Below are 15,779 nucleotides of genomic sequence, written 5' to 3'. Positions count from 1 at the left end.
AACCGGCCACTGCGAACGCGCGGACCATTGCGAGTTCCCTGCCGCGAGCGTAAGTTACCGTCAAGTAACTTCATGAGGGAGTCAACATGCCCATGCTCGACCGCCAGGACGACGTCTTCGTACTCGACCTCGGGGACGGCGAGAACCGCTTCCACCCCGACTGGATCACCTCGGTCGACTCCGCGCTGGACGAGGTGGAGAAGGCGGAGGGGCCGCGCGCCCTGGTGACCGCCGCGACCGGCAAGTTCTACTCCAGCGGCCTCGACCTGGACTGGCTGTTCGCGCACTCCGACCAGCAACAGGAGTACGTCACCCGCGTCCAGGAGCTGTTCGCGCGGATGCTCTCCCTGCCCGTGATCACGGTGGCCGCCCTCCAGGGTCATACCTTCGCGGCCGGCGCGATGTTCTCGCTGGCCCACGACTTCCGTGTGATGCGCGCCGACCGCGGTTTCTGGTGTCTGCCCGAGGCCGACATCAACATCCCCTTCACACCGGGCATGTCCGCGCTGATCCAGTCCCGGCTGACGCCGCAGACCGCACACGAGGCCATGACCACGGCCCGCCGCTACGGGGGCGGCGACGCCCTCGCCGCCGCCCTCGTGGACCACGCGGTGGCCGAGGACGCCGTACGCGCGACCGCCGTTGAACTCGCCCGGGCCCAGGTGGGCAAGGCCGGCCCGACCCTCGGCACCATCAAGTCCCGTATGTACGAGCCCGTTCTCACGACCCTGCGGAACAGGGACAACCCCCTCGGCTGACCCTCGGGGCGCGGGAACCCCCTCGGACGGCCCTCGGACGGCGACTCGGACCAGGACTCAGACCGCGGCCCAGCCGTTGTCGACCGGCAGGATGACGCCGTTGATGTTGCTCGCGGCGTCCGAGGCGAGGAAGACGATGGCCGCCGCCTGCTCGTCGGCGCTCGCCGTGCGGCCGGCATTGCCCATGTGGCCCATGATCACGGACGGACCGTGGGCATCCTGGTCCAACTGGACCTGGATGCCCGTCACCGTGCCGCCCGGGGCGATGGCATTGGTCCGTACGCCCTTGTCCCGGTACATCACGGCGAGCGACTTGGTCAGACCGGCGACGCCGTGCTTCGAGACGGTGTACGCGGCGCCGGCGGCGCTGCCGCGCAGGGACGCCTCGGACGCGGTGAACACGATCGCGCCCTTGCCGTTCGCGAGCAGGTGCGGCAGCGCGGCGCGGGTGAGCAGGAAGGGCGCGGTGAGATTGATCCGCAGGACGCGCTCCCACTCGTCGTCGTCGGTCTCCCCCGCGGCGGACATCCTGTCCATGATTCCGGCGTTGTTGACCAGTACGTCGATGCCGCCGAAGGTGTCCACGGCGGTGGCGACGACCTGGTCGACGATCTGCTGCTCACTGAGGTCCCCGACCACGGTGACCACGGTGCCGCCCGCCGTGACGATCTCCTCGGCGGCCTCCTTGGCACCGTCGGCGTTGAGGTCGGCGAGGACGACACGGGCACCCTCCGCCGCGAAGCGCAGGGCGGCGGCGCGGCCGATTCCGGAGCCGGCCCCGGTGACGACGACCGACTTGCCCGACAGGCCTGTGCTGGTGCTCATGGCTGGTTCTCCCTCGGGGTGTTCCCGGACCCGGGGGTCGTGGCCCGGCGTACGTGCGCGGCGATCAGGGCGTACACACCCCTGGCCGTTTCGGCGTCCCTCTGGTCGTAGCCGTGATCGACTCCGGGGACGTCGTAGTGGTCGAGCAGCGCACCGGCCTTGCGCAGCCGCTCGGCGTACCGGACGCCCTCCGCGCGCAGGAGGTCGTGCTCCGCGGTGACGACGAAGGCCGGGGCGATGCCCGTGAGATCCGCGGTGTCCGACGGATGGGCGGGTGAGACCAGGGGGTCGGCGCGGCGGCGCGGGTCCGGCACGTACGCGGAGTCGAAGACGTCCGCCATCCAGGGGCGCAGCACCGGCTTGGCGATGGCTGCGCGCTTGTCGCGGGCGTGGGTCGCGAGGTCGAGCGGCGGATAGTGGAGGACCTGGAGCGCGATGGACGGGGCCGTGTCGTCCCGGGCCTCCAGGGCCTGGCGGGCCACCGCCGCCGCGAGGCCGCCGCCCGCGCTCTGGCCGCCCACGGTGAGCCGGTCGCCGTCCCAGCCGTGCTCCGCGCCGTGGCCGGCGACCCACCGGACGATCTCGTACGCCTGGTGGGGCGGGGCGGGAAACGGATGCTGGGGAGCGACGACGTAGTCCACGTTGACCACCGCGACGCCCGCTTCCGCGGCGAGGAAACGGCACAGGGGGTCGTCGAGTGCGATCGGCGGCAGGACATAGCCGCCGCCGTGGAAGTTGACGTGCACGGGCGGGACCGGAGTCGAGCCGGAGGCGGAGTCGGCGGCCGCGTCGATGGCGACGTCGGGCAGGTAGACGACCGCGCGGGCCGGGCCGACCGAGGTCGGGATGCTCAGCTCGCGGGTGTTCCGCGGGTACTCCGGATAGCGGCCGAGCAGGGAGGACGCGATACGTCGGTCCGCCAGGGCGGTCAGACGCTGCATCGCCCTGGCGGCCAGGGAGGCCATCGCCGGCCGGGCGAGAAAGGACATGACGGCTCCGTTCGGTGGACCCCCGCCACTATCCAGCATATGTCGGTTAACCGACAAGTGGCGGAAAGGATACGCTCACACAATGCCCGCGCGTCCCATGGATCCCCGCACCCGCCGTTCCCGCTCCGCCCTGGAAACCGCCCTGCGCGAACTCATCGCCGAGCGGGACCTCAGCCAGATCTCGGTCTCGGACATCACCAAGCGCGCGGGGGTCAACCGGTCGACGTTCTACGAGCACTACACCGACGTCCACGACCTGGCAGCCGCCGCGTGCACGACGGTCTTCGACGAGTTGGTGGCGGCCGGCCCCGCGGCGGTCCCACCGGCCACCCCCGACGGCGGCCCCCCGGACAACCCCCTGCCGGACCTCTTCGCGCACGTGGCCGAACACGCTCCCCTCTACCGGGCCCTGCTCGGCGACGACGGCAGCGCGCGGGTCATCAACCACCTGCTCCAGCGCATGACGGTGACCGCCCATATCCGCCGGAACCCGGCTCAGGACACCGGCCCGTACGAGGCCGATGGAGCCGTCCTCGCCGATGGGGCCGTACAGCCCTCCCCCCTCGCCGACGACCCGGTGGCCCCGGGCAGCACCCCGCACGATCCGGCGGCCGGGTTCGTGGCGGGTGCCGTGCTCGGCAGCGTCGTCGACTGGCTGCGCCACGGCTGCCCGGGCACCCCGGAGGAGATGGGCGCCGCCCTCTGGCCGCTGCTCATCGGAGTCGCGGCGGCGGCCGGCTGGGAGACCGAGCAGCCGGGGGCCCCGGCGGCCGGCTAGCGATGCGCCGAGGTTCGTGTTCCTCGGGAGCCGAGGTTCGTGTTCCTCAGGGATGAGAGCGGAGTAGTACCCCGGTACTACTCCGCTCCGCCGTTTTCGCATCTCCGGTGCCGCAGGCGGCCGGGATTCCCTTCCTAGCGTGAGACACGGGTCGCGCAGGCCCTCCACTCCGTCTCGACGCACTCTGCTGGGAGTAATTCCGTGGCCACCTTCCTCTACCGGCTCGGCCGGTTCTCGTTCAGGCGACGACGGCTCGTCCTGATGCTGTGGATCGCGGTCCTGGCCGCCGTCGGCATAGGCGCGGCCGGTGTGTCCTCCAGTACGTCGGACACCTTCGCCATCCCCGGCACCCAGTCCCAGAAGGCGCTGGACCTGCTGGAGAAGGAGTTCCCGCAGGCGTCGGCCGACGGGGCCACGGCACGCGTGGTGTTCGAGGCGCCGGCCGGGCAGAAGCTGACGTCCGCGGCGCACAAGGCCGAGGTCGATTCCCTGGTCGGCGACCTCAAGTCGGCGTCCCAGGTCGCGAGCGTCGCCGACCCCTACACCGGCGGCACCGTCAGCAAGGACGGCTCCGTCGCCTACGCCCAGGTGACCTACAAGGTCGCCCAGGCCGATGTCACCGACGCCGCCCGCGCCGACCTGGAGCACGTCGCCGAACAGGGCGAGCGGGCCGGTCTCGCGGTCAGCATGGGTGGCACGGCCGTCAACGAGGAGTCCCACCAGAGCGCGGCCGAGCTGATCGGCATCGTGATCGCCGCCCTGGTCATGGTCATCACCTTCGGCTCGCTGGTCGCGGCCGAACTGCCGCTGCTGACCGCGCTCTTCGGCGTCCTCGCGGCGATCTGCGGGATCACCGTGGCGACCTCGTTCATCGACCTCAGCTCCAGCACCAGCACGCTGGCGCTGATGCTGGGCCTCGCGGTGGCCATCGACTACGCCCTGTTCATCGTCTCCCGCTACCGCGGCGAACTGAAGGAGGGCCACGATCCGGAGGAGGCCGCGGGGCGCGCGCTGGGCACCGCGGGATCGGCGGTGGTGTTCGCCGGGCTGACCGTGGTCATCGCACTGGCCGGACTCAGCGTCATCGGCATCAAGATCCTCTCCGACATCGGTCTCGGCGCCGCGTTCGCGGTCGTCGTCGCCGTGGTCATCGCGCTCACCCTGCTGCCCGCGATGCTCGGTTTCGCCGGTAAGCGGATCTCGGCCGGGAAGCTCAAGACCCGCCGTATGCGGGCGATCGAGCAGGGCGAGCGCGAGCCGATGGGCGTGCGCTGGGCGCGGTTCGTCCTGCGCAACCCGGTGAAGGTGCTCGGCGTCTCGGTGGCCGGTCTGCTCCTGCTCGCCGTCCCGGCCCTGTCGCTGCAACTCGGCATGCCCGGCGACTCGACGGCCACCCCCGGCAGCACCCAGCGCATCGCCTACGACACCGTCACCGACGGCTTCGGGGCCGGCTACAACGGGCCGCTGACCGTGGTCGTCGACGCCCGCGGCAGCGACGACCCCAAGGCCGCCGCCCAGGACGCGGTCACCCTGCTCGACGATCTGCCCGACGTCGCCTCCGTCAGCCCCGTGTCGTTCAACGAGACCGGTGACGTGGCCCTGATCCGTGCCGTCCCCGGGAGCTCCCCCACCAGCGAGGACACGGTCGGCCTCGTCTCCGACATCCGCGACCGGGGCGCCGCCCTGCACGCCGACACCGGCGCCGAGCTGATGGTCACCGGCACCACCGCTCTCAACATCGACATCTCCGGCAAGCTGAACGACGCCCTGATCCCGTACCTGTGCGTGGTCGTGGGCCTCGCTCTGATCCTCCTCATGCTGGTGTTCCGCTCGATCCTCGTCCCGCTCAAGGCCGCCGCGGGCTTCCTGCTCAGCGTCCTCGCCACGCTCGGCGTCGTCGTCGCCGTCTTCCAGTGGGGCTGGCTCGCGGACGTCTTCGGCGTCGACCAGACGGGCCCGATCGTGAGCGTGCTGCCGATCTTCATGGTCGGCGTGGTGTTCGGCCTCGCGATGGACTACCAGGTCTTCCTCGTCACCCGGATGCGGGAGGAGTACGTCCACGGGGCCGAGCCGCGGGAAGCGGTGATCGCCGGCTTCCGGCACGGGGCCCGCGTCGTCACGGCCGCCGCGATCATCATGATCTCCGTGTTCGCCGGATTCCTCTTCAGCGACACCGCACTGATCAAGTCGATCGGCCTGGGCCTCGCCGTCGCCGTCTTCCTCGACGCCTTCGTCGTACGGATGACCATCGTCCCCGCGGTCATGGCCCTGCTCGGCCGCCGCGCCTGGGCGCTGCCCCGCCGACTGGACCGGATACTGCCCAACGTGGACGTCGAGGGCGAGAAACTGCGGCACCTGCTGGAGCGGGATGCCGGGAGGACCGAGGGCGCCGGTGACGGCGAGGGAGCGGGCGAGGAGATCCCCGAGCCGGTCCACACCGGCAAGGGCTGAACCGCGGCTCGTCCCGGCCGGGGCCGAGCCGCCGTTCGTCGGCAGGGCTGAGCCGTGAGCCGGTCGCCACCGCCACCGCCACCGCCACCGGCTCGGCTGTCCGCACCGGCCAGGGCTCATCCGGCGGCCGTACGATCCCCAGCAGGGCGTACGGCGCGCACCGGCCCTGCCCACCCGCTCCGCTCCTGCCCACCTGGCCCCGCCCGCCGGTCCCACTCCCCCGGGGACCGGCGGGCGGCCCCCGCAACGAGAGGCCGTCAGGACGTGACCGCACCAACCGCTCCCGCGCTCGGGCCATCGGCTCCTTCCGTCGCGCCCGAGACCCTGCTGGACGGGACGAACCGGACCTCGGACGTCACGGTCATGAAGTGGCTCATCCGGGCGCGGCATGCAGACCTGGCTCATCCGGGGGTCAGGCGCTGGGTGGTGCCGCTGCTCTGCGCCGGTATCGGCATCCCGGCCGCGCGGGACGCGGCGAACGGCATCGGACCCGCCGTACCGACGGTGCTGGCGCTGATCGTCGCGTTCTGTGTCCCGCTGCTGTGGCGGCAGCAGCGCCCCGTCCTGGTCTTCGCCCTCACCTCCGCCGTCTCCTCCGTGGCCCTCGCCCTGGACGCCGCCACGGGCTCGGAGGCCGCCCGGATCGTGGCACTGCTCAATGTGGGCCGGAACGTCAGACCCGCCCAGCTGGCGGTCTGTCTGGCGATCGCCGTCGCGCAGACGTCCCTGTCGGTCGTCGTCCGCGGCGCCGAACAGCCGAACGAGCAGTTCCTGCAGACGCCGGTGCTGGCGATCGTGCAGTCGGCCCTGGTGGCGGCGGTCGCCGCGGCGGGCCTGGTCGGCCGGGTCGTGAACGCGTACATCAGGGCCCTGCACGAACGCGCCGTCCGCCTGGAGGTGGAGCGCGACCAGCGGGCCCGCCTCGCCGCCGCCGCCGAACGCGCCCGCGTCGCCCGGGAGATGCACGACATCCTCGGCCACACCCTCGCCGTGATCGTCGGCCTCGCGGGCGGCGCCGCCGGACTCACCGAGACGAAACCGAAGCGGGGCGCCGAGACCCTGCGCATCATCGCCGACACCGGCCGCGGCGCCCTGGCGGAACTGCGCCGCCTCCTCGCCGTGATCGGCGAGGAACGCGACACGTCGGAGGACCCCCCGACGCCCGGCACAGGACACCCACACGCGGGCCCGCCCCTCGCCCCTCAGCCGGGCCTGGCCGACCTCGACCCCCTCCTGGAACGGGTCCGCGGCGCCGGCCCCACCGTCACCCTGCACACACAGGGAGCCCTCACCGACCTGGCCCCCGGCCTCCAACTGGCCGTCTACCGTGTGGTCCAGGAGTCCCTGACGAACACCCTCAAACACGCCGCGGCGACCACGACGGTCCACATCACCCTGACGACCCACGACACGTCCGTACACGTAACGGTCGAGGACACGGGCCCTTCCCGCGCCCCACGTTCCCCCGCCCCGCACGTCGAGGGCCGCGGCCTGCTCGGCATGCGCGAACGGGCGGCGCTGTACGGGGGAAGCGTCACGGCGGGCCCGACCCCCCAAGGCGGCTGGACGGTTGAAGCCCACTTCCGGACCACCACCACGCCACCCCCGCCACACACCGCACCCACGGAGAAGCGTCCCGCATGACGACTGTCCTCATCGTCGACGACCAGGCCCTGCAACGCCTCGGCTTCAGCATGCTCCTGGAGCAGCACCCCGACCTCACGGTGGTCGGCGAGGCCACCCACGGCGCGGAGGCGGTCCGCATGACGGCCGAACTGCGCCCGGACGTCGTCCTGATGGACGTCCGCATGCCAGGCATGGACGGCATCGAGGCCACCCGCCGCATCGTGGAGTCGGGCGGCCGCTCACGAGTCCTGGTCCTGACCACCTTCGACCTGGACGAATACGCGTACGCGGCCCTGCGCGCCGGAGCCAGCGGCTTCCTCCTGAAGGACGCCCTCCCCGACGAACTGACGGCAGGCATCAGAGCGGTGGCGTCCGGCGACGCGGTGATCGCCCCCGGCCTGACCCGCAAACTGATCGACGCCTTCTCCGCCCACCTCCCGGGCCACACCCCCGCCCAGGACCGCCAACTCACCGCCCTCACGGCCCGCGAACGCGAGGTCCTGACGGCCATCGCCACGGGTTGGTCCAACGCCGAGATCGCCGACCGCTTCTCGCTGGCCGAGTCCACGGTGAAGTCCCACGTGAGCCACATCCTGGCGAAGATCGGGGCACGGGACCGGGTGCAGGCGGTGATTTTCGCTTATGACATGGGGTTGGTGCGGCCGGCTTGAGGACGGGCCATGAACACGGCCAAGAGCTCCGGCCCAGCCGTACGGCCTGGTGGGAACTCTGGTTGCAGACGAGTCGGGCTGTACGCCGGGGACTGTTCTCCTGTGCGCAAGAGTGGCCTGGCTGCGCACGCCGTCTCGGGTGACATCAGGCCGTGCTCTGCACATCGCGTGGATACTCCTGAGACGTCCAGCGGCACACCTGGCACCACCGCGACCCAGCGAGATGGGCGGGCGGTCATCAGTACCCCTGCTCCGAAGCCAGCGCCGCCCTCAGCGATCCAGGCGTAAAACAGCTCGCGGAGGCAGCTTACGTCCAGCCACTCCACGAGCCGACTCAGCGCGTCGACCTCAGAGGGAAAGATCAGACCTCTCAACTAAGCAAGTGCAATCTGACTGAATCGGCCACCCGATGGCCGATTTGCCTTTCGTACATCCATGCCCAGCTGACACCCAGTCAGTCCATCGCTACACTTGCCGTTCGTCCAGCAGGAACAAAACCTGACGGTAACACCGTGCCTTCTGTGACCATTGTTGAGGTGGAGTAATTAGTGGGTGTCGAAAAGTCTGACGAAATGGTAATGGCTCTGGATGACAATTCGAGGGAAATCGGCCTGGTCAGCCGTCGACTCGCGAATAGGGTTGGCATCTGGCATCTGTGCGCCCAGGTCTTCGTGCTCGTGCGGGAAGTGGAGGGCAGCGCCTACCTGCTTTTCCAGCGCCGATCCCGCAAGAAGTCGGTATCTCCGGGTGTCATCGACATCAGCGCTTCGGGGCACGTGACAGCCGAACAGGACTCGCTGACTGCAGCTTTATCTGAACTCAAGGAAGAGCTGGGAATCGACGTCGCAGAGGAAAGGCTGACTTTCATCGGTCGACGCATCGACCTCTACTCTTCCGAAAAAGCCCTGAGCCGAATCTTTGCTGATGTTTTTATCGTGGAAATCACCCAGGCCCACCTCAAGGAGATCTGCACTGCTCCGGAAGAAGTCGAGGAAGTGTTGCTGATCAAGCCGGAATCCCTCATGGAAATGTTCTCCCCGGACGGACAAGAGCGCTTGGACGGTTTGCGCATCGAAGCAGGGAAAGAGGTCTCTCTCGAACCATGCACAGTGGCAGCCGTGGAGTTCCTGCCACGGTTCGACAATCTTTACTACAGAATTGGACGACTGGCTCAGGAGTATTCATATGACCAAGGGAATAAGGTCCTCCTCTAGACGGAGGTCGATTTGCCACTTCCAGAGGAACTGAGAAGGGTATCTCGGCACTCTCGCATGCGGTTCGCGTTGAGTTCCGCTACGACGAGGGCCAGCATTTTTCAATTGTCTTTGGCTCTCGTGTCGCTTTACTCCCTGGAAGCAATCGCGTTCTGGGGAATTTACTCGTGGTTCGACGCGTCGAATATCGGTCGCATAGTCACTGATGACGGTCGAAGTCCAAACCTGCTCTATTACTCGTTTGCGTCGCAACTTCCGCTGGGGGGCGGCGGTCAGCCCACAGGCGCCACACGGCCTCTGGCGCTCTTTCAGAGTCTCCTCAGCATTGCGCTCTTTGGTATATGGGTCTCACTCCTGGTCGCCCGAGCTATCACGCCTGCACCGAACTCGATCATCCTCTGCCCCCGTGCTGTGGTTGTCTCGGCAGACCGGAAGCTGGGGGTCATACTCGTCAACGCGACAGGTTCCACCGTAACCGACCTCACCATCCGGGCGACACTGAAGATCGGACGCCGTCATGCCTCGCATGCGGAGCTTTCACTTCCCTATCTGAAGAACTCCGTCCTGTTGGCCAAGTTGATTCCCTTGGAGCCAGACTTTCCGCCTGGTACGTCCTCCTACGACCCTTCGGAGGACGGCCTGAAAGTTTCGATTACAGGCACTCTACACGGGTCGATAGTCTCATTCTCCACCAAGTATGTGTTCACTCGAATCATCACCGCCGACTCGGACAACTTCATGGATCGACCAGAGTTCCAGAACCCGAACCTGCGAGACCTGGAATTCTGGCAGTTGTTCGTCCAACCGGTGCCAGGTGCGATATCCGTGCACGACGCCATCATGAGAGGCAGCCCGTGACGGACCCGCGCCCTTATTCGCTTATCGCGAAGTATTACGACTCGCGTGCCGATCTGGCCTCGAAACGCGCTCTGGCCCGCCAACTCCACACCTACGTGGGTTCCCAGCGGGCACGTGAAGGTTTCATCCTCGACCTGGCCTGCGGTACGGGGAATATTTCCCAGGCACTATTAGATCTGGGCTACCGCGTGCACAGTATCGACCGTTCGCCCGAGATGCTCGCCATTGCATTGTCGAAGCTGGGCGGGGGCAGATTCACGGCGGACCTCCAGGATATGCGCGGATTGCACCTTCCTACCGCAAGATATTGTGGAGCGGTGTGCGGGTCGTTTTCCCTCGGATATCTCACTGAAGAGAAACACTTTCAATCGGCGATACGACAGGTTTGCGACTCTCTGGTATCGCACGGCACCTTCTTGTTCGATATGGCCGGCCCTGAGTTCTTCACCGGGGAACGGCTTGCGGATCAACGAAAGGCGTGGGCTCGTTCGGGTGTTGTCATGAATTTCAACTGGCGGGGAGAAAAGGAATACGAGTACACCTACTCCACCCTTCGTGAAGACGGTCGACTCTCTCTGGAACGCCACCGCGGACGCTGTTGGACGCCTGACGATGTCAAGCGAAATGTAACTAATTCCGTCAGTAGTTCGCTTCTGCGTATTCTGAATTCGGAGTTGCCCGAAGACCTCGCGAGAACCGGGTTGGACTACTACGTTCTATGTGTTTCCTGAGGGGGCAAAGTGCAGAACAGCCGAGTACCCGAGGAAAGTCAATCAGTCGTGGAGTACAACAACAGGCTGGGGCGGCTCAGGGTATCGATCACACACGCCTGCCAATTACGTTGTACGTTCTGCCACAGGGAGGGAATAGAGAGCCATTGGAGTCCGAGGCATATGCCGACCGAGGTTTTCCGTGCGCTGCTCTCCGCCTTCGGCTCGATGGGGGGCCGCGAGGTCAACGTGACCGGAGGCGACCCATTGGTCCATCCCCGGGCCGGGCTCGTGCTGGAGGAGCTTCAGAACTTCGATGGGCACCGAGCATTATGCACGAACGGTCTTCTCTTGAGGCGCATATATGATCAACTGCGTCCTGACCTCATAGACGAAGTGAAGATAAGTGTTCATGCCAGCAGCGATGCCACGGGGAAAAAGCTTTTGGGCGCCGCATGGTCTTCAGCGGTTGTCGTCGATGGCCTGAAAATCCTCAGTGAGCGGAGGATCCCTTTTACCATGAACTTCTCGGTGACTTCGGAAAACGTCGCTGAACTCCCTGAGGTCCTTGAGCGGTCCAGGAGGATCGGAGCAAATGTACTCATCATCGATCTGATAAGTACGCGTTGGGATACATGCCAGGATTCTCTGAACAACGTTGACTTCGATGCTGCTGTGGAAAAAATCGCCGCGCTCTGCGGCGATCCCGTGACGATAAGGGATCGGACTGGCTGCGTGCTCACTCGCTTCACCACCCCCGAGGGAAATACTTGGACAATCAAAGACGTGCGTAACGGCGTGCTGTTCACAGGGATGTGTAATGCTTGCCGGCTGCGAACATCGTGTGGCGAGGGAGTCTTCGCACTCCGAGTGGACTCTGAGCACACCCTCCGCCCCTGCCTGCTCCGCCGTGACCTCGATCAGCCCATGGAAGCTCGGCTCGATCCCGTCGACGCCGACGACTGGCAAAGGGCCCTCGCCGAGATGATCAAAAAGATGATGTCACCCCCATATGTCCTGGAATCGCCGGAGCAGATATACGAGTGATTCTTTGTCAACCAACCTTGGTTTGAACCAAGGCGGCGGCGAGCGAGGGTACGCCAAGCAGCCGACAAAGCTACGTTGTTACTCTCCGCGCCATGCCTCATTCAGCAGCGCGGGAGATGCGCTCTCCGATCCTGTCGATCCACCCGTACATACCGGCCATCGGGCAACAGGGCGATGCGATCTGCTCCATGGCGTCGCGCGGCGACTGCGACCACATGCTCGTCGCGGAGGTGCGCCCCGAGTTCAGCGACGGCACCACACCCCGCTGGCGGGTGTGCGGCGAGTGGCTGACCAGCCACCCGTCAGCCATCGCCCACATCACCACGAACGGCTTCCAGGAACCCGCCGTACCCTGACGGACCAGTGCCGGAGCCCTGCGGACGACACCGGCCGGTACATGCCCTGATCCGGATCCGCCCTCACGATCACATCGTCTTGGGTGAGTTCGCGCAGGTTGCGGCGCGCGTCCTTGCCGGCGGCATCGCCGTCCGCCCGTCGCCACTCGGCGACTCGCCGTCGACTGGGACGACCTCAAGGAAGAGTTCGGCTTCTCCCCGGAGTAGAAGAAAGAGATCGAACAGAGCACCGCCGCGCTCCTGTCCGAAGTCCGCGCTTACCGCCTCGCCGACGTCCGCAAGTGCCAGCACATGACGCAGACGGCGGTGGCCAAGATCCTCGGCCTCACCCAGGGACGCGTCTCGGCCATCGAGAAGGGTGCGTTCAGCCGCTCCGAGGTCGACACGCTTGCTGCCTGCGTCAAAGCTCTCGGCGAAAGCTCAAGCTCGTGGCCGCCTTCGGCGACGTATCGCTTGTGCTGGGGTAAGGCAAAACGTCGCGCTCGGCACACCGACATCGCCCTCGGCACCGACACGGCCGACGAGTAGGAGACAGGGACGACGACACTTGCAGCCCGGATTCGACCCCAGGAGTCTATTTGGTCAGCAAACATACCCTCTGACCTGCGAAAATAAAGGGCGGCAGACGAGTCGGGCTGTACGCCGGGTTCTGTCTCCCGGTCGCCTCGCGGCGGCCGGGGAGACGGCCATCCATCTAGGGCCGGCGTTGCCGCCGGCCTCGTGCGGTCTACCCGCGGACTCGGGCGGGCAGCCCTCGAACGTCCGCGCAGAGCCGCTCTTCTTGCGAAGAGGCGGCTCCTCTTGACCTTGCTCCGGGTGGGGTTTACCTAGCCGCCTGAGTCGCCTCAGGCGCTGGTGGTCTCTTACACCACCGTTTCACCCTTACCTGGGACCGAGGTCCCTGGCGGTTTGCTTTCTGTGGCACTGTCCCGCGGGTCACCCCGGGTGGCCGTTAGCCACCACCCTGCCCTGTGGAGCCCGGACGTTCCTCGGGAAGCACCCCCGAAAGGGGCTCCACGCGGCCGTCCGCCCGGCTCGTCTGCCGTGTCGACCATGGTACCGGGCCCGCGGCCGGCTCCGCTCCAGCGGGCGGCTCGGCCGGCGTCCTCTGCCCCGCCGTCGCCAGCAACGAGCCCAGCAGGATCAGCGTGAACGCCGCCACCACTCCCGCCGTCAGCTCCTCGTTCAGGAACAGCACTCCCGCCGTCACCGCCACCGCCGGGTTGACGTACGTGAAGACCACCGCCCGTGTCGGACCCGCCTCCCTGATCAGTTCCAGAAAGACCACGAAGGCGAGTGCCGTGCAGATCACTCCCAGGCCGGAGAGGGACGCCAGGACCGAGGGGGACGGGACCGAGGACGGCCACGTCAGTGCCGCTGCCGGGGCGTACACCAGTGCCGACAGGAGCAGGCAGGGCGCTATCAGTTGCAGGGTCGGGACCGGCTTCAGGTAGCGGGCCATGATCAGCGGGGCCGTCGCGTAGCCCACCACCGTCACCAGCATCTCCGTCAGGGCGCGGGTGCTACCGCCTGTCAGGTGTGGGGCCGTCAGGACCGCCACGCCGGCCAGGCCCAGCGCCAGGCCGGACATGCGGCGGGCTCCCAGGCGTTCCGTGTCTCCGAAGTAGCGGGCCAGGAGTACGCCCACGATGGGTACGCCCGCGATCAGCAGGCCCGCCGTCGAACTGGAGAGGTGGCGTTCGGCGTCGGTCAGGGTCCACCAGGGGCCGATGATCTCGATGCAGGCGAAAGCCAGCATGGGGCGCCAGTGCGTGCGTACGACTCCCATCAGGTTTCCCTGGCGGATGGCGAAGGGCAGGAGCAGGGCCGCGCCCAGCGCGCATCGGGTGAAGACCACGAAGGACGGGGACAGGCCGCCGTCCATGGTCACTTTGATCATCAGGTAGGGGATGCCCCAGAGCACTCCCATCAGGGAGAAGAGAAACCAGCCGCGTGCAGTCATGCCCGCAGTCTCGGCCGGGTCAGCGGCGGGAGTCTTGAACGCTGTTGCGGTACGCCGCCGGGGTCACCCCCAGCACCCGGCGGAACCAGCGCGTCAGGTGCGCCTGGTCCGCGAAGCCGACCAGTGCGGCTGTATCGGCGGGGCGGTGGCCCTTCTCCAGCAGGCAGCGGGCCCGGTTCACGCGGTGCTGGGCCAGCCAGGCGTACGGGGGCATCCCCATGCTCGTACGGAAGGCTCGGAGCAGTTGGTAGCGGGACAGGCCCAGGTCGGCGGCCAGGTCGGAGAGGGAGGGCGGGGACAGGAGTTCGTCGGCCAGGCGGTCGCGTACGGCCTCGGCCAGGCGGCCCGCGCCCGGGATCGTGTCGCACACCGGGCGGGCCGAGGAGTGGCGGCGGGCCAGGGCTGTGAGCAGCCACGGGACGCGGGATTCCGTCTCCAACGGGTCGGGGCAGATGCTGAGTTCGGTGTGCGCGATGCGTAGGGCCTCGGCCAGCTCGGGGTCGTCGAGGACGGGTTCGCGGAAGTGCGGAACGCTCCACGTGCCCTCGGTGAGCAGGGACGTCTCGGCGTACAGGGCGCGGTAGGCGTAGCCGTCGGAAGCGGCCGGGGCGCCGGTGTGCGCCTCTCCCGGGGCGAGGACGACGATCGAGCCGGGGCCCGGCTGGATTCGGCCGCCGCGGTAGTCGATGATCTCGGAGCCGCCGACGCAGACGCCGATGGTGAACTCGGCGTGAGCGTGGGGTGCGTAGCGGTGGCGGTCGAAACGGGCGGTCAGGAGGTCGAGGGGGTCGCCGCTCCGGCCGAGGGTCGTTCTGGTCCAGACGGCCTGCTCGCGCCCACCCGCCTGCTCGCGCCCACCCGCCTGCCCGTGCCCGCTCGCCTGGCCGAGCCCGCTCACCTTCCCGTGCCCACTCGCCTTCCCGTGGCCGTGGACCCTTTCGCGCGCATCCGCCCGTTCACCGTCGTCCGTCTCCCCCATGGCGGCTCACCTCCTCAGGCGTGCAACGCCCGCGTGCCCCTTTTCCATGCCCCGGTCAGGTCAGCCCCGTCGGGAAATCTGCCGTGGATCTCCAGGATCACCATCCCGTGGGCGAAGGCCCAGGTCGCCCGGGCCAGCTCCATGTCACCGCCGCAGGCCCGGACGAGGGGTGCGGCGGCGCGGTCCTCCAGGCCGGGCGGGAGGGAGGCTCGGGGCAGCGGGCGTTCGGTGGCCAGGCAGTAGAGGTGGGGGTGTTCGAGGGCGTACGCGCGGTACGCCTCGGCGAGGGCCGGGATCGAGCCGGGGGCCCGGGCCTCGGCCGCCTCCAGGGCCGTGGCGGACTCCGCGAGCATCTGCGCGATCAGTTCGACCTCTACGGCCGACTTGTCGGGGAAGTGCTTGTAGAGGGAGGGGGCCTTGATGCCCAGGTGGTCCGCGAGGGCCCGCATGGTCAGCGCCGCGGGGCCCGACTCCTCCAGGAGGGCGCGGGCCGCCGCGACGATCGAACGGGCTCGGGGCGACAGCCCACCCTCCTTGGCACCCTGCCGGTCAAC

Annotated in this window: 16 protein-coding genes, 1 other RNA gene and 1 pseudogene; 11 read left to right on the top strand and 7 right to left on the bottom strand. The window is 67.9% G+C overall.

Annotated elements, in window-relative coordinates; genetic code table 11:
- Positions 1 to 86: 86 nt before the first annotated feature.
- The gene (locus OG718_RS37570) at positions 87 to 758 is read left to right on the top strand and encodes an enoyl-CoA hydratase-related protein (RefSeq protein ID WP_306940371.1); all 672 of its coding nucleotides are present in this window, start codon (positions 87 to 89) and stop codon (positions 756 to 758) included.
- A gap of 57 nt (positions 759 to 815) precedes the next feature.
- Here the strand turns inward: OG718_RS37570 and OG718_RS37565 are convergent, their stop codons facing one another.
- The gene (locus OG718_RS37565) at positions 816 to 1,583 is read right to left on the bottom strand and encodes an SDR family NAD(P)-dependent oxidoreductase (protein WP_328846309.1); all 768 of its coding nucleotides are present in this window, start codon (positions 1,581 to 1,583) and stop codon (positions 816 to 818) included.
- Positions 1,580 to 2,572: an alpha/beta hydrolase fold domain-containing protein gene (locus OG718_RS37560; protein WP_328846308.1), complete on the bottom strand. Its 993-nt coding sequence runs from the start codon at positions 2,570 to 2,572 to the stop codon at positions 1,580 to 1,582. The genes OG718_RS37565 and OG718_RS37560 overlap by 4 nt, the downstream gene beginning before the upstream one ends.
- 82 nt (positions 2,573 to 2,654) lie before the next feature.
- On the opposite strand from OG718_RS37560, the gene OG718_RS37555 reads away from it, so the two are divergent.
- The 9 genes from OG718_RS37555 to OG718_RS37515 all read left to right on the top strand — a co-directional run bounded on the left by OG718_RS37555 (position 2,655) and on the right by OG718_RS37515 (position 12,283).
- Positions 2,655 to 3,350, top strand: a complete 696-nt coding sequence (locus OG718_RS37555; RefSeq protein ID WP_328846307.1) for a TetR/AcrR family transcriptional regulator — start codon at positions 2,655 to 2,657, stop codon at positions 3,348 to 3,350.
- A 201-nt stretch (positions 3,351 to 3,551) separates the two neighbouring features.
- Positions 3,552 to 5,801 carry an MMPL family transporter gene (locus OG718_RS37550; RefSeq protein WP_328846306.1) on the top strand — a complete coding sequence of 750 codons (2,250 nt, stop codon included), beginning with the start codon at positions 3,552 to 3,554 and terminating at the stop codon, positions 5,799 to 5,801.
- A gap of 264 nt (positions 5,802 to 6,065) precedes the next feature.
- Positions 6,066 to 7,445: a sensor histidine kinase gene (locus OG718_RS37545; RefSeq protein ID WP_328846305.1), complete on the top strand. Its 1,380-nt coding sequence runs from the start codon at positions 6,066 to 6,068 to the stop codon at positions 7,443 to 7,445.
- The gene (locus OG718_RS37540; protein WP_143631399.1) at positions 7,442 to 8,098 is read left to right on the top strand and encodes a response regulator; all 657 of its coding nucleotides are present in this window, start codon (positions 7,442 to 7,444) and stop codon (positions 8,096 to 8,098) included. Before OG718_RS37545 ends, OG718_RS37540 begins: the two co-directional genes overlap by 4 nt.
- 548 nt (positions 8,099 to 8,646) lie before the next feature.
- Positions 8,647 to 9,312 (top strand): NUDIX hydrolase, encoded by a 666-nt coding sequence (locus OG718_RS37535; protein ID WP_143631401.1) that lies wholly within the window; start codon positions 8,647 to 8,649, stop codon positions 9,310 to 9,312.
- A gap of 120 nt (positions 9,313 to 9,432) precedes the next feature.
- Entirely contained in the window at positions 9,433 to 10,170 is a 738-nt protein-coding gene (locus OG718_RS37530; protein WP_186000963.1) for a hypothetical protein, read from the top strand.
- Entirely contained in the window at positions 10,167 to 10,901 is a 735-nt protein-coding gene (locus OG718_RS37525) for a class I SAM-dependent DNA methyltransferase (protein ID WP_186000964.1), read from the top strand. The genes OG718_RS37530 and OG718_RS37525 overlap by 4 nt, the downstream gene beginning before the upstream one ends.
- 48 nt (positions 10,902 to 10,949) lie before the next feature.
- Positions 10,950 to 11,927: a radical SAM protein gene (locus OG718_RS37520; RefSeq protein ID WP_186000965.1), complete on the top strand. Its 978-nt coding sequence runs from the start codon at positions 10,950 to 10,952 to the stop codon at positions 11,925 to 11,927.
- 92 nt (positions 11,928 to 12,019) lie between these two features.
- Positions 12,020 to 12,283: a hypothetical protein gene (locus OG718_RS37515; RefSeq protein ID WP_143631409.1), complete on the top strand. Its 264-nt coding sequence runs from the start codon at positions 12,020 to 12,022 to the stop codon at positions 12,281 to 12,283.
- 69 nt (positions 12,284 to 12,352) lie between these two features.
- Here the strand turns inward: OG718_RS37515 and OG718_RS37510 are convergent, their stop codons facing one another.
- Positions 12,353 to 12,574, bottom strand: coding sequence for a hypothetical protein (locus OG718_RS37510; protein WP_143631411.1), 222 nt, complete (start codon positions 12,572 to 12,574; stop codon positions 12,353 to 12,355).
- On the opposite strand from OG718_RS37510, the gene OG718_RS37505 reads away from it, so the two are divergent.
- Positions 12,575 to 12,811, top strand: coding sequence for a helix-turn-helix domain-containing protein (locus OG718_RS37505; RefSeq protein WP_260694808.1), 237 nt, complete (start codon positions 12,575 to 12,577; stop codon positions 12,809 to 12,811).
- A 94-nt stretch (positions 12,812 to 12,905) separates the two neighbouring features.
- Here the strand turns inward: OG718_RS37505 and rnpB are convergent.
- The 4 genes and pseudogenes from rnpB to OG718_RS37480 all read right to left on the bottom strand — a co-directional run bounded on the left by rnpB (position 12,906) and on the right by OG718_RS37480 (position 15,749).
- An RNA gene (gene rnpB, locus OG718_RS37500) (RNase P RNA component class A) lies at positions 12,906 to 13,321 on the bottom strand.
- Between the two features lie 142 nt (positions 13,322 to 13,463).
- Positions 13,464 to 14,183: pseudogene (locus OG718_RS54470) on the bottom strand (DMT family transporter); the annotation flags it as partial.
- A gap of 82 nt (positions 14,184 to 14,265) precedes the next feature.
- The gene (locus tag OG718_RS37485; protein ID WP_328846302.1) at positions 14,266 to 15,225 is read right to left on the bottom strand and encodes a helix-turn-helix transcriptional regulator; all 960 of its coding nucleotides are present in this window, start codon (positions 15,223 to 15,225) and stop codon (positions 14,266 to 14,268) included.
- A 14-nt stretch (positions 15,226 to 15,239) separates the two neighbouring features.
- Positions 15,240 to 15,749, bottom strand: a complete 510-nt coding sequence (locus OG718_RS37480) for a TetR/AcrR family transcriptional regulator (protein ID WP_328847900.1) — start codon at positions 15,747 to 15,749, stop codon at positions 15,240 to 15,242.
- Positions 15,750 to 15,779 lie beyond the last annotated feature (30 nt).

This window comes from Streptomyces sp. NBC_00258 (assembly GCF_036182465.1).
Classification (GTDB): domain Bacteria; phylum Actinomycetota; class Actinomycetes; order Streptomycetales; family Streptomycetaceae; genus Streptomyces.
Note: the sequence above shows the minus strand (reverse complement) of the source record. Positions and strands in the feature narration are given on the sequence as shown.

What these genes read in the sequence shown, in the direction of transcription:
- OG718_RS37570 (WP_306940371.1), top strand. Translation starts at nt 87, where the DNA reads ATGCCCATGCTCGACCGCCAGGACGACGTCTTCGTACTCGACCTCGGG.
- OG718_RS37565 (WP_328846309.1), bottom strand. Translation starts at nt 1,583, where the DNA reads ATGAGCACCAGCACAGGCCTGTCGGGCAAGTCGGTCGTCGTCACCGGG.
- OG718_RS37560 (WP_328846308.1), bottom strand. Translation starts at nt 2,572, where the DNA reads ATGTCCTTTCTCGCCCGGCCGGCGATGGCCTCCCTGGCCGCCAGGGCG.
- OG718_RS37555 (WP_328846307.1), top strand. Translation starts at nt 2,655, where the DNA reads ATGCCCGCGCGTCCCATGGATCCCCGCACCCGCCGTTCCCGCTCCGCC.
- OG718_RS37540 (WP_143631399.1), top strand. Translation starts at nt 7,442, where the DNA reads ATGACGACTGTCCTCATCGTCGACGACCAGGCCCTGCAACGCCTCGGC.
- OG718_RS37515 (WP_143631409.1), top strand. Translation starts at nt 12,020, where the DNA reads ATGCCTCATTCAGCAGCGCGGGAGATGCGCTCTCCGATCCTGTCGATC.
- OG718_RS37505 (WP_260694808.1), top strand. Translation starts at nt 12,575, where the DNA reads ATGACGCAGACGGCGGTGGCCAAGATCCTCGGCCTCACCCAGGGACGC.
- OG718_RS37485 (WP_328846302.1), bottom strand. Translation starts at nt 15,225, where the DNA reads ATGGGGGAGACGGACGACGGTGAACGGGCGGATGCGCGCGAAAGGGTC.